The sequence below is a fragment of the Halobacillus amylolyticus genome, from assembly GCF_022921115.1.
GTDB classification, from domain to species: domain Bacteria; phylum Bacillota; class Bacilli; order Bacillales; family Halobacillaceae; genus Halobacillus_A; species Halobacillus_A amylolyticus.
On record NZ_CP095075.1, the window covers coordinates 2,407,868 to 2,420,542 of the forward strand.

10 protein-coding genes and 1 pseudogene are annotated in these 12,675 nt (G+C 42.8%); 6 read left to right on the forward strand and 5 right to left on the reverse strand.

The features are described 5' to 3' along the window. Window positions 1-401: 401 nt before the first annotated feature. The 3 genes from MUO15_RS12395 to MUO15_RS12405 are packed head-to-tail and all read right to left on the reverse strand — an operon-like array spanning window position 402 to window position 3,465. Entirely contained in the window at window positions 402-1,385 is a 984-nt protein-coding gene (locus MUO15_RS12395) for an NAD(P)/FAD-dependent oxidoreductase (protein ID WP_245029583.1), read from the reverse strand. 17 nt (window positions 1,386-1,402) lie between these two features. Beyond that, on the reverse strand, window positions 1,403-2,425 hold the full coding sequence (locus MUO15_RS12400) for a FecCD family ABC transporter permease (RefSeq protein ID WP_245029584.1): 1,023 nt from the start codon (window positions 2,423-2,425) through the stop codon (window positions 1,403-1,405). Next, window positions 2,425-3,465 carry a FecCD family ABC transporter permease gene (locus MUO15_RS12405; RefSeq protein ID WP_245029585.1) on the reverse strand — a complete coding sequence of 347 codons (1,041 nt, stop codon included), beginning with the start codon at window positions 3,463-3,465 and terminating at the stop codon, window positions 2,425-2,427. The genes MUO15_RS12400 and MUO15_RS12405 overlap by 1 nt, the downstream gene beginning before the upstream one ends. Before the next feature lie 202 nt (window positions 3,466-3,667). Here MUO15_RS12405 and MUO15_RS12410 point away from each other — a divergent pair, with 202 nt between their 5' ends. Next, complete coding sequence (locus MUO15_RS12410) at window positions 3,668-4,624, forward strand: ABC transporter substrate-binding protein (RefSeq protein ID WP_245029586.1); 957 nt, start codon at window positions 3,668-3,670, stop codon at window positions 4,622-4,624. 66 nt (window positions 4,625-4,690) lie between these two features. Here MUO15_RS12410 and MUO15_RS12415 read toward each other — a convergent pair whose 3' ends face one another. Beyond that, window positions 4,691-4,966, reverse strand: a complete 276-nt coding sequence (locus MUO15_RS12415) for a GNAT family N-acetyltransferase (protein ID WP_245029587.1) — start codon at window positions 4,964-4,966, stop codon at window positions 4,691-4,693. 389 nt (window positions 4,967-5,355) lie between these two features. On the opposite strand from MUO15_RS12415, the gene MUO15_RS12420 reads away from it, so the two are divergent. The 5 genes and pseudogenes from MUO15_RS12420 to MUO15_RS12440 all read left to right on the forward strand — a co-directional run bounded on the left by MUO15_RS12420 (window position 5,356) and on the right by MUO15_RS12440 (window position 12,123). Next, a complete protein-coding gene (locus tag MUO15_RS12420) occupies window positions 5,356-5,673 on the forward strand; it encodes a PadR family transcriptional regulator (protein WP_245036013.1) in 318 nt (105 codons plus the stop codon). Next, on the forward strand, window positions 5,673-6,851 hold the full coding sequence (chrA, locus tag MUO15_RS12425) for a chromate efflux transporter (protein WP_245029588.1): 1,179 nt from the start codon (window positions 5,673-5,675) through the stop codon (window positions 6,849-6,851). The genes MUO15_RS12420 and chrA overlap by 1 nt, the downstream gene beginning before the upstream one ends. A gap of 132 nt (window positions 6,852-6,983) precedes the next feature. Beyond that, a pseudogene (locus MUO15_RS12430) lies at window positions 6,984-9,778 on the forward strand (EAL domain-containing protein). Window positions 9,779-9,795: 17 nt separating this feature from the next. Then, entirely contained in the window at window positions 9,796-11,430 is a 1,635-nt protein-coding gene (locus MUO15_RS12435; RefSeq protein ID WP_245029589.1) for a thiamine pyrophosphate-binding protein, read from the forward strand. Window positions 11,431-11,595: 165 nt separating this feature from the next. Further along, entirely contained in the window at window positions 11,596-12,123 is a 528-nt protein-coding gene (locus tag MUO15_RS12440; RefSeq protein WP_245029590.1) for a PCYCGC domain-containing protein, read from the forward strand. A 24-nt stretch (window positions 12,124-12,147) separates the two neighbouring features. Here the strand turns inward: MUO15_RS12440 and MUO15_RS12445 are convergent, their stop codons facing one another. Further along, a complete protein-coding gene (locus tag MUO15_RS12445; RefSeq protein WP_245029591.1) occupies window positions 12,148-12,666 on the reverse strand; it encodes an RNA polymerase sigma factor in 519 nt (172 codons plus the stop codon). Window positions 12,667-12,675 lie beyond the last annotated feature (9 nt).

The following is a 12,675-nucleotide window of genomic DNA, read 5'->3' on the forward strand; positions in this document are numbered from 1 at the left end:
TGGAATCATTTATAAGCTTGGAGAAAAACGATAGTGTTTTTCAGAGAGCACTGAAAAAGTTTGTTTATAGAGAAGAAGAAGATAACCACCTACTATATATAGGTGATCTCATCTTCTTTTATTTGTCAATATGTCGAGTGGATTCCTTATTAGAATTAACAGATATCACTTTTTTCAGCGGCCTCTGTTTTTCTACAAGCTTTTTTAAATATTCGGCTGCTCTTAAAAAATGTCCCCTGGAAGTTTCTTTAGACGGCTGAACATTTTTGTATATGACCAAACATGAAAATCATACCGCTTCATAACTGCAACACTCCTCTTTTATTGGGAAAAGGAATATTTTAACATTATCTTACTTACCCTGACATTAACAGAGGAAAATTGTTGAAAGAGCAAGAAGGTTACTCAAGGTGCTTGTAAATAACTGTACTATACACCTGGGATTTCGCCTTTGGATCAATAAATGATTTGGCACTGTTGACAGCTGCCATTGCCTCATTAAATCCCGAAGCGATCAACATCGTTTTACTCGGGAAAATCGCCGCATCTCCAGCCACAAACACACCTTCAATGGATGTCGCCATATCGGTGCCTACAGGAATACGCCCCTTTTCTGTCGCAAGCCCCCATTGGTCATACAAACTCTTGTCAATCTGCAATCCTTCATAAACAAGCAGATGGTCAGTCTGAATGTATTCACCATTGGTGAGAACGACACCTGCTAGTTCCACTCCTGTACCTTCAAGCTGTTCCACTTGTGCTTCCATATGAACATGGACACCGGATTGCTTAAGTTTTTCCACATCGTTTTCATAAACGGCCTTAAACTCTGAGCCTCGATTGACGAGATGGACTGCTGAGGCCACGTCTTCTAACGCAAGTGCCCAATCGACACCAACCCTGTTCTCCGAAATCACAACGGCTTTCTGTCCTGTATATTGCATAAGATTTTGGATCGTATAATGAATGTGTTTCCCTTCATAAAGATGGCTTCCTTCTACATCCAGAGGGCGCATATCATAAGTTCCTAAACCTGAAGCAACAACCACCGTTTTGGAAAAATGCTTTTCACCAGTCAACGATGTCAACACAAATGTTCCGTCTTCTTGCTTATCGATGGCTCCAACTTTCTGTCCCATCACGAACGTAGGCTGGACGCTTAAGGCTTGTTCTTTAACGTCAGCTACGAGATCATCTCCAAGCACTCCAAGGAATCCGCCGACATCGTAAATTTTTTTCTCCGGATAGAAAAAGGACACCTTTCCGCCAAGGTCTGGCTGATATTCAATCACCTTCGTTTTCATCTCACGCATCCCACTGTAAAAAGCCGTATATAATCCTGTTGTTCCCCCACCGATAATAGTCACATCATAGAGTTCACTCATTGGCCCCGTCTCCTTTATTAGTTCGTTTTCATGAGCAGATAGATAAAATAAGGTGTGCTTACAATGGTTACGACAATACCAACTGGAATCTCTGCTGGTGCGATAATATTCTTTCCGATTGTGTCTGCAACAAGTAAAATCAAGGCACCTAGTAATGCGGTGACCGGAAGGAGTTGCTGATGTTTAGGTCCAACAATTCTTCGAGCGATGTGCGGAGCGACAAGACCGAGAAAGGCAATTCCACCAGCAGCAGCTACACACAATCCCGCTATAGCAACGGCTAATAATAGTAGAAACCGGCGCTCCCTCTCAACCCGAGCACCTAAGCCAACGGCCATTTGCTCACCCAAGTTTAAGATATTGATGACTGGGGATTTATATAGGCTGTAAATGATCAAGGCTACAATCCACGGCAACAAGGCTAATACAAAGCTCCAGCTTGATCCCCATATATCCCCGGACAGCCATACTAGCGCCTTCGTGAAATCTTGTGGGTTCATTTTAATTTGAAAAACGATCAGGGCCGCACTAAACCCAGCATTGACACCGATTCCAACGAGAATCAGCCGTACAGGATTAACCCCTTTTTTCCATGCTAAAAAGTATACAAGAATGGCCGCTGTGAATGCCCCAATCAAGGCAAATAGCGGAAGAATGTAGACACCAAGTCCACTGATACTGGCCATTGAGCTTTGAAAAAAGAAGATATAGACAACAACCGCTAAGCCAGCTCCCGTGTTGATCCCCAATATACCAGGGTCAGCCAGTTCATTTTTCGTGACTCCCTGTAAGATGGCGCCGGAAATGCCAAAGCCGGCGCCAACTAGCAACGCTAACACCATCCGTGGCAGTCGAAAGTCAAATAATACAAGCTCTTGCCTCTCATCTCCTAATCCTACTAATGTACGAATCACATCATTCGGTGCAATTTGCACAACTCCCGTATTCAAACTGACAAATAGCATCACCAGGATAAGAATGAATAAGCTGCTCATCGTCCACCAAAAACGGCTCCGGCCTTGTACGGAAAAATGTTTCATTATAACCCGCTCCTTTCTCCGCGAGCGAGATAAAGAAAGAACGGTACCCCAATACAAGCCGTAATGGCGCCAACCGGTGTTTCATACGGCGCATTAACGAGCCGGGCACCAATGTCAGCAATGACGAGAAGCAATCCGCCAAGAACAGCCGACACCGGAATAATCAAACGGTAATCCGTTCCAACGAGAAAGCGTACAATATGCGGAATCACAAGACCGACAAACCCTACGGTTCCTGCTACAGAAACAGCTGCACCCGTCAAGACAAGCACAACGATCACACCAAGGGTTTTAACGACCAGCGTGTTTTGGCCAAGCCCTTTTGACACTTCTTCTCCTAAACTTAAAATGGTTACAGCCCGCGAAATGATCAAGGCTAATAGTAAACCGACGACTCCAGCGCCTAATAACAATTGTACTGACAGCCAATTCGTACCAGATAAATCTCCGGCATACCAGAAGCTCATCTGCTTGGCCACTTGAAAGTGAAGGGAAAACGCCGAGGAAAGTGAGCTGAGCATACCACCTACAGCGACACCTGCCAGCGCAAGTTTAACTGGGGTAAGTCCACCTTTTGAAAAAGATCCAACGGCAAACACAAGAATCACCGCTATCCCTGCCCCTGCGAAGGAAGCAAATGTCATGCCAAGGTTTGTGACAGCAGGGAAAAAGATAAGCGCGATAATTAAAGCAAAGGCCGCACCGTGACTCACCCCCATAATGGAAGGAGAAGCAAGCGGGTTTCTCGTAAGCCCCTGCATAACGGCACCAGATACGGCTAAGAAGCTCCCAATAAGCGCTGCACCGATGGCTCTTGGAAGTCTTAACTCCCTAATAACCTGATGGTTGGTAAGCTCCGGATCAAATACAAAAACAGCTTGCCATACCGTCGCAAGTTTAATGTCTGTTACACCTAAGGTAACCGATAACCCTATTGATACGATAAGTGCAGCAACCCCGCAGATAAAAATAATCGCCGCACGAAAAAAACGGCTCGTTAATCCTTCTATATGAGACTTCTCTAATTCGCTCAACGTCATTCAACCCTCTCTACTTCCTACAGACAACGATCATTCTATGTAAACTAAATTGAGAATCATTATCACTTAAACCAGTATATAATTCTCTTTCTCATAATTCAAGATTTTATCCAAATACTAAAATAATAATTGACTGATTAAATGAAAATGATTATCATTATCGTAGGTGAAACGCAGATTATACATCATTAGGAGGTAAGTCATGGTTAACAAGAAAATACTTTTACTATTTAGTTTGCTATTCGTCCTGACTATCATAAGCGCTTGCGGAAGTGGGAACGGCGAAAGCTCTTCAGATGCAAGTAATGAAGAAGAAACTGCGGACAAAGAACGCACACTTGAGCATGCGTCAGGTGAGGTAACCATACCAGCCAACCCCGAGAAAATCATTGCTCCATACTTAGAAGACTCCCTTGTTGCTTTGGGTGTAACACCTGCAGCACAATGGTCGATAGGTAATGACGTTCTTGACTACCTGCAGCCACAGCTTGAAGATGTTCCGAAAATTGCCTGGGATCTGCCGCCAGAACAGGTGATTAAGCATAATCCGGACCTGCTTATTTTCAGCTCCCCATCCTCTTTGCAAAACGGAAGTTATGAAGATTACAATAAAATTGCTCCGACATACGTGTACAAAGATGAGGTAAGCTCAGACTGGAGAAAACAACTTACGCAAATGGGCGAAATTTTAAGTAAGCAAGATAAAGCCAAGCAAGCCCTCGCTGATTTTGACAAAAAGGTAGAAGAAGCTAAAGCAAGTCTGCAAGAATCCATTGGCGATGAATCCGTAGCATTTGTCTGGACAATGGGTGACCAATTTTTCGTCTTTGAAAATACTCGTTATGCTGCTGAAATTGTATACAACGAAATGGGTGTGACCCAGCCTGAATTTGTTAAAAATCTTCCTGAAGCGGAAGGTCAGTGGAACCCAATGTCACTAGAAAAGTTAGGCCAGCTCGATGCTGATCATGTTTTCTTGATTGGAAAGGAAGGCGAAGCCGGCTTTGAAACACTTAAAAGCAGTTCGGTTTGGCAGAGCACCCCTGCGGTTGAAAACGGCCAGGTCTATGTAATGAATGAACCGAGCCACTGGACAATTGATGGTGTGATTGCTCACAGTATGTCAATCGACAAAATCGTCGAAACCCTTACGAAATAAAAAAACTCCTAAAGCTAAACGGGGAAAAGCCGGATAGCTTTAGGAGTTTTTTCATATTTCATTAGATTATTTTGCTAATACGTCCTGATGGTTCTCATTTCGGTCTATTACACTCTTTGTAAAAGAGCAGAGTGGAATAATCGTTTTCCCCTCGTTACGGGCGAACTGTACAACCTCCTTAATGAGTTTCTCACCAATCCCTTCCCCGCGACGCTCCTCAGAAACAAAAGTGTGATCTACAATAAGCTGGTCACTTCCAGCGGGAACAACAGAAATCTCCGCGATAAGCTCTCCTTCTTCCTTAGCAATAAATTGGTCTCCCTTTTTTATGATATCCTTCATACGACCACCTTCCTATGCATTGATCTTCTTTTATTGATATACCCTTATATAGATGTAGGTGAACATCTGATCATATAAGAAATAGATTAGATACGCCCTAGACTAAGATGATTGAGGATTGTTCCCTAGTACAAGATAATTGTTCCCTAACACTATGCGATTGGTCCCTAACTTGGAATATTGTTCCCTAACTCATAGGGATTGTTCTTTAACGAAGGCGAATTGTTCGCTATCGAAAAGTTAATATTAATTTCACCTCTTCTCCGTCAAAAAAATTCAAACCCCTGCGAAATGTAAAGCCTACGTAAATTCTCCGAAGAAGTCATTGTCTTTTTCACTCCAATATCGTATATTGATATCGCGTTACGATATCAAAGGAGGAATGACTTATTTTACGGGACTTTTTCCTAGGATCTATTAAAATACATATCCTCTATCATGCCGATGTCGAGCCGATTTATGGTGCTTTTTTAATGGAAGAGCTTGCTTCACATGGATATGAAATCAGCCCTGGCACTCTCTACCCGACGTTAAACTCGCTGTACACAAATGGCTTGCTCCATAAATACGAGGAAACGGTAAATGGCAAGGTGAGGAAGTATTACACGATTACGGACAAAGGCCGCTTGACTCTTGAAGAAGGAAAGCAGCAGGTCCGTGAGCTTGCTCGCGAAGTTCTAAATGAAAATCATAGGAGGAATGAATGATGAATAAACCTAAGGGGACTTTATTGGAAATCTTATTAGCATCGACAAAACTTGGTTTCACATCCTTTGGCGGGCCTGTTGCCCATCTCGGCTATTTTAAAGATGAGTACATTGATCGAAAGAAGTGGCTGGATGACAAAACGTATGCCGATATTATTGCTTTGTGTCAGTTTCTCCCTGGGCCGGCAAGCAGTCAAGTCGGGATTGCAATCGGAATGCTGCGTGGGGGACTACTCGGAGGTATTATATCGTTTCTTGGATTTACCCTCCCATCCATTATCGTTTTAACCATCTTTGCACTGCTCTATCAAACATTCGACCTCGGGGACGCTGGGTTCATTAGTAGCTTGAAGGTCGTTGCAGCAGCTGTTGTCCTGCATGCATTAATTGGTTTAGGGAAGAAACTCACACCTGATAAACCGAGAATAACAATCGCAATCGCCGCAGCCACCGTCATGCTTCTGTACCCTTCCGCATGGATGCAAATTTTAATCATTATTGCAGCAGGACTTATCGGTTTAAAGCTTTTCAGCAAATTGGCTGATGCAAAAGTCACCCCTTTTCCGGTTACTTTTTCTAAAAAAGCAGGAGCTATTTCTTTAACGATTCTCATTGGACTTCTTATCGTGATGCCGATTATAGCAAATGCAACAGACCACATTCTCGTGCAGCTATTCGATACGTTTTTCCGTGTTGGATCCCTTGTATTTGGGGGCGGCCATGTCGTTTTACCGATGATCGAACGGGAAGTTGTACCAACAGGATGGCTTACGGCCAGTGAGTTTCTGGCTGGGTATGGGATGGCACAGGCTGTTCCTGGTCCATTATTTACATTTGCCAGTTATTTAGGAACAATGATTGAAGGATTTACTGGGATGATCGTTGCTACAGCTGGTATTTTTCTGCCATCCTTCTTATTCCTGATTGCTGCATTACCTTTTTTAAATGAACTAAGAAAACGTCCAGCCTTTCAAGGATTACTAATGGGTGTTAATGCCAGTGTTGTAGGGATTCTACTAGCTGCTTTTTATGATCCAGTAATTACGAGTTCCATTATGGATGGCAAAGACTTTGCACTTGCTGCAATCCTATTTGTTTGTCTGCATTTTTATAAAGTTCCAGCATGGGCAGTCGTTCTTCTCGGTGTTGGTGCAGGATACATTATTAATCTGTTATGATAGTACCAAGGCAAGTACAAATTATTCCATGTCAACGTAAATTTTCCTGATCTTTCTTGTAAAAAGGTTCTATTATATGTAAGAAAGGAGGGCATTACATTCCTAAACTACTAGGTCATTGGAGGGGTGACTGTGGCAAATGAACAAACTAGATATTCTCGCCTTGCGCAAATTACTAAATTGATTAATACCAATCTCGAGTTAAGAGAGGCCCTTGAACACGTCGTCACAGCGATCTCTGAGGAAATCGTCTCTTGTGATTCTGTAGGGATCTATTTACCTCAAGATGATGGAACGTATCGAGGTTTTGTCGGCAAGCCTGAGTTGATCAACGAGATGTCCCTGGATAGGCACGTCATAGATTTAGATATGGACCACCTTGCGAAAGAGGTGATTGAGACAAGGGAAGCCATTTATATACCAGATACATCGGTGGACGACAGGCCAGACCCGCGTAATGTTCAAGCCTTTCAAATTAAGTCATTACTTGTGCTGCCTATGTCATATGAACAAGAACTCTATGGCCTTGTATTCCTATTTGATTATGGAATCCCCATGAATCTAACAAACTCTGAAATTGAATCGATCGAGGCCTATGTGAATATGGCAGCTGTTGCCGTTAGAAATGCAAATAACTTAACTCGTAAGGAAGACCTTATTTCGGAAAAGCAGCTGCTGCTTAATGTCACCCGTGACCTCTCCCATTGTTCTACATTAAGAGAGGTTATGGACCAGTGCTTTGCCTATTTAGGTGAAGTGTTAAGCAACCCAAATATCGGGGCACATTTCCTTGACCCTGTCGCCTCCCATCATGTACAACCAGCCAGTTTAAGCAAACATAGTGATTGGGCAGAAGAAGACTGGAAGCAGACCCATTACCGATTAGGTGTTGATATTCATGAGGATCCCGTTTTTCAAGAAGTTGCTAAAACAAAGAAATCCATCCTCATCCCAGATACTCTTAACGATCCAAGGCCGAACCACGAATTATGTCTAAACTTTGGCATCAAAGGATTATATGTGATTCCGTTTGTAGCAGTCGGGGAAGTCCTTGGCATGGTAGCGATCGTAAACCTTAAGGAAAAAGGGAAAGCCTACTCTAAATCTGTCATGCAGCTTGCGGAATCGATTGTCGATGCGACAGCCCCTGTACTTTCGAACTTGCTTTATATTGAAAAGCAGGAATTGATCATCTCGGAACGAACATCTGAACTGACCACGAAGAATCAAGAGCTTGAGCATATGATTACAGAAGTCAAACAAATAAGTCGAGTGAAAGAGCTTATCTTAAATTCTGCTGGTGAAGGCATTTTCGGTCTCGATCTAGCAGGTACCATTACGTTTTGCAATCCGTCTGCTGCAAAAATTCTCGGCTATTGTGACCAACAGGAATTAATCGGGGAAACATGTGAGGAAATTTTTGATATCAAAGATCCATTCCCTTTCAACTGTTTCCCTGAGGATCACTTAAACAATAAAACAGGAAACGAGGATTACTTCTACAAAAAAGACCGGTCTAAGTTCCCAGTTGAATATGTCATCACACCACAAATCGAACATGAAAAAACGGTCGGTTACGTCATTACCTTTAAAGATGTAACCAGTCGCAAGCAAATGGAAGAGAAAATTAAGTATCACGCCTATTACGATAGTGTAACGAACATTCCTAACCGTATACTATTCAATGACAGACTAAGTCAAGCCTTAACTTTTGCTGAGCTTAACCACAGTTCCCTTGGCATCTTATTCTTAGACCTCGACCGCTTTAAGAAAATTAACGATACATTCGGTCATGCATTCGGGGATATCGTCCTAAAGAAAATAGCTGAACGTCTCACAGCCACCCTTTCTAAAGAAAACACTGTTTCTCGTCAGGGAGGTGATGAATTTATCATATTGCTGCCAAAAGTGTCTTCTGTAATGGATGCTGAGGATTGTGCTTGTGAAATTTTGAAAGCCTTTTCTGAACCTTTCTATATAAATGGACAGGAAATCACTATTAAAACAAGTATTGGTGTCAGTCTTTTTCCACAGAATGGCATCAATTCCGAGCAGCTGATCAAACACGCAGATGTCGCTATGTACAAAGCAAAAGCACTCTCGGGGACCGTTTCCAAGTTTATACCCCTGATATTGAAGACCGTTCGTTGGAAAGCATCGAACTGGAAAATGATTTGTATAAAGCGCTTGCGAACAATGAGTTTTTGTTACATTATCAGCCGAAGGTCAATACAAGTACGAGTGAAATTGTAGGAGTAGAAGCATTAATCCGCTGGCAGCGTCCCAATAAAGGCATTGTTGCTCCAAATGAATTTATCCCATTAGCCGAAGAAACAGGCCTCATTACAGATATAGGTGAATGGGTTCTTAAGAGGGCTTGTGAACAAACAAAAAGCTGGCATGACCATGGGTACACGTCAATGGCCGTTTCTGTGAACTTATCGCCGCAGCAATTTAATCAAGACGAACTCGTTCAAAGTGTCCAACAAATACTTAGAGAAACTGAACTCCCTCCCCATTGCTTAGAACTTGAGCTTACAGAGAACTTGATTATCCATAATACAAACAACACCTTAGCCACCATTCATCAATTAAAAGCTTTAGGCATTAAGATTTCTATTGACGACTTTGGAACAGGCTTTTCATCCTTAGGTTATTTGAAGGACTTCCCTGTAGACACACTGAAAATTGACAAGTCTTTCATTGATGATATTTCAACGAATGAAAACAATGCGGCAATCACGAACACTATTATTACCTTAGCAAACAGCTTGCAAATAGAAGTGATCGCTGAAGGCGTAGAAACACGGGAGCAAATCGATTTCCTTCAACAACACGGCTGCTATATGATCCAAGGTTTCTACTTTAGCCAGCCGGTCCCAGCTGATGATTTTATTCAAAGGTTTTACCATAAATCTCTTAATTGAAATGAGGATGCAAATTAATGAAAGCTATTCGCAGTGTATTGAATTACTTGCAATCTGGTAATGTCTCTTATGTCTTTGGAATTCCAGCCGGTTCTGTAAACGCGTTTTTTGATGAATTGTATGATATACCTACGATCACACCGATCGTAGCCAAGCATGAAGGTGCCGCTTCGTATATGGCTGCCGCCTATGCCAAATACTCACAGGAGCTTGCTGTCTGTATCGCAAGCAGCGGTCCTGGTGGGACAAACCTGTTGACGGGCGCAGCTAATGCGATGCGTGAGCACTTGCCTATTCTTTTCTTAACGGGTTCGGTACCAGTCAATACTGTGGGCTTGAATGCCTCCCAGGAGCTCGATGCTGTTCCTCTTTATCAACCCATAACGAAATACAGTGTGCGTGTGGATCGGGCGGAGGACTTATTGTCTGAGGTGCACAAAGCTTGTGAAATTGCACTATCTGGTGTTCCTGGACCTGTTCATGTTGCCTTGCCGATCGATGTTCAGCTTGAGGATATTCCTGATTCTTCAATGCCAGCTTTTCCTGTACGCACGCCGCTCATCCCTGACTTCCGCCAGATTGAAGAGGCTCTTCAACAACTGTCTTCGATTGACCAAGGCTACATTTTTGCGGGACAAGGAGTACGCGGATCTGTGGCAGATGTTCTAGAACTCGCTGAACGTTTGAACTGGCCAATCATCACTTCTCCTCAGGCAAAGGGACTATTCACTGATGAGCATCCCCTATTTAAAGGAGTATTCGGCTTTGCGGGTCATGAATCGGCATCTGAACTAGTCAATGAAGGAGATAAACAAGCGGTGATCGTGCTCGGATCGAGCCTTGGTGAAACAGCAACAAACAACTGGAATCCAAACATCACTAAAGATAAATTCACAATCCAGATCGATTTTGACAAGGAAGTATTCGGCCGTAAATATCCGGTTGATTTGCCTATCCTAGGTGATGTATCTATGTGTGTGTCGGAGCTTAACAATGGCTTGAAGCGAATGGGATATGATAGAAAAACGTATCATCCTCAGCCGCGCCAAGTGGAGGAAATCAATGGAGAGTACAGTACGAAAAATGTACTGCTTACCCTTCAGGAGAAACTGCCTGCTACGACACGTTATACAATCGATATTGGCGAGTTTATGTCTTATGTGATCCATCATATGAACGTACTTGACCAGGACTCCTTCGATATAAATGTTCATTTTGGTGCAATGGGAAGCGGAATCGGCAGTGCCATTGGCGCGAAATTAGCTAACCCGGAGCGTCCCACTGTCAGTATTACAGGAGACGGCTGCTTCTTCATGCATGGGATGGAGCTATTAACAGCCAAGGAATACAATATCCCCGTCTTATTTGTGATTATGAATAATGCCCGCCTTGGAATGGTGCACCATGGCCACTCTCTTCAGTATAAACGGGCTCATGAACGGTTTGCTCAGCAACCTGTTGATATTGCTGCAATGGCAAGGACGCTAGGTGTACCTAGCATGCGGGTTGATGAAATGAGCGATCTTGATGCAGAATCGATTGAGAATCTACTAAATGCCGACGGCCCGGCTATTTTAGAGGTGGCCTTGGTTGATGACCGTGTGCCGCCAATGGGCGACCGCGTCAAGTTCCTGTCCTCATTCGGAAAATAATTTGTTGGAGAAACAGGTTCACTGCAATCACCAAATAAACTGGAGGCAGACATTTGATCTGCCTCTTTTCTATGTCTAAATAACGAACTTTTTTCCATACACTTGTCCTCTGCCGCTATAACGACTAAGATAAAAGCGAGTACAACTTTGAAAGGAGATACATGAATGAAAATTAAGCTATTGATCATTACATCCTTTTTACTCGGCAGCCTGATGGCAGGTTGCTCGAGCAATCATACAGAAGAAGAAGCACAACCTTCCTCTCCACAGTCTCAATCTCAACCTCAGTCAACACAGCATTTAGAAAACCACATAGTAAATGGTGATAAGCGTGTAGAAACGCCTAGCTATGAGGTAATGCCCGATTTTTTACAAAGCAAGTCAGAGGATATTCAGCTTATTTATACATCAGCCTCCCAGCATAAAGATTTGTTAGAGCAAATTCCATGCTATTGTGGCTGTGGCGACTCAGTCGGCCATAAAAATAACTACGACTGCTTCATTCATGAAAATAAAGAAAGTGGCGCCATTGTTTGGGATGAACATGGAACGAAATGCGGGGTCTGTTTAGAGATTGCTGCTGAAGCCATGGTTGAATACCAGAACGGAAAGTCTGTAAAGGAAATTCGTGAGCAAATTGATGAGCGTTATAAAGATGGATACGCTGAACCAACCCCAACTCCAGAAGTATAAAAACCCGCCTAGGAGCGGGTTTTTTCATGCTGTTTGATTTTGTTCCACCAAGTCTGCCACCTGCTTTTTCATACAGATTCTTGCTCGGTAAAGGCGAGATTTTACGGCTGATGCAGATAGTTCTAGCCTCTCAGCAATCTCAGACTCCTTCAAATGGCCATAATATTTCAAGTAAAATACTTTTCTCAACTTCGGAGACAAGGTGCTCACCTCTCGGCGGATAGCTTCTTCCATATCTTTTTCTTCACAATGCTCTTCCACAATGGAACGTGCTTCACACTTCGGCAAAGGGAGTTCATCAATTTCCGCAACGACAACTTTCTTTTCTTTGCGTAAAAAGTCTATTGATGCTCTAGTTGCTGTCGTTGAAAGCCAAGCACCTATTTTATCAATCTTCTCGATTTGATCTATCTTTTGATAAGCTTTTATAAATGTTTCCTGAAGGATATCCTCCGCATGTTTATGATCTTTTGTTAATCGAAAGGCTGCATGATAGACTCTGTTGTAGTAAAGTTGATAGATTTTCTCAAAGTCACCGTCCATCTTTCATTA

What these genes read in the sequence shown, in the direction of transcription:
- MUO15_RS12405 (WP_245029585.1), bottom strand. Translation starts at nt 3,465, where the DNA reads ATGACGTTGAGCGAATTAGAGAAGTCTCATATAGAAGGATTAACGAGC.
- MUO15_RS12400 (WP_245029584.1), bottom strand. Translation starts at nt 2,425, where the DNA reads ATGAAACATTTTTCCGTACAAGGCCGGAGCCGTTTTTGGTGGACGATG.
- MUO15_RS12435 (WP_245029589.1), top strand. Translation starts at nt 9,796, where the DNA reads ATGAAAGCTATTCGCAGTGTATTGAATTACTTGCAATCTGGTAATGTC.
- MUO15_RS12415 (WP_245029587.1), bottom strand. Translation starts at nt 4,966, where the DNA reads ATGAAGGATATCATAAAAAAGGGAGACCAATTTATTGCTAAGGAAGAA.
- MUO15_RS12440 (WP_245029590.1), top strand. Translation starts at nt 11,596, where the DNA reads ATGAAAATTAAGCTATTGATCATTACATCCTTTTTACTCGGCAGCCTG.
- MUO15_RS12445 (WP_245029591.1), bottom strand. Translation starts at nt 12,666, where the DNA reads ATGGACGGTGACTTTGAGAAAATCTATCAACTTTACTACAACAGAGTC.
- MUO15_RS12395 (WP_245029583.1), bottom strand. Translation starts at nt 1,385, where the DNA reads ATGAGTGAACTCTATGATGTGACTATTATCGGTGGGGGAACAACAGGA.
- MUO15_RS12410 (WP_245029586.1), top strand. Translation starts at nt 3,668, where the DNA reads ATGGTTAACAAGAAAATACTTTTACTATTTAGTTTGCTATTCGTCCTG.
- chrA (WP_245029588.1), top strand. Translation starts at nt 5,673, where the DNA reads ATGAATAAACCTAAGGGGACTTTATTGGAAATCTTATTAGCATCGACA.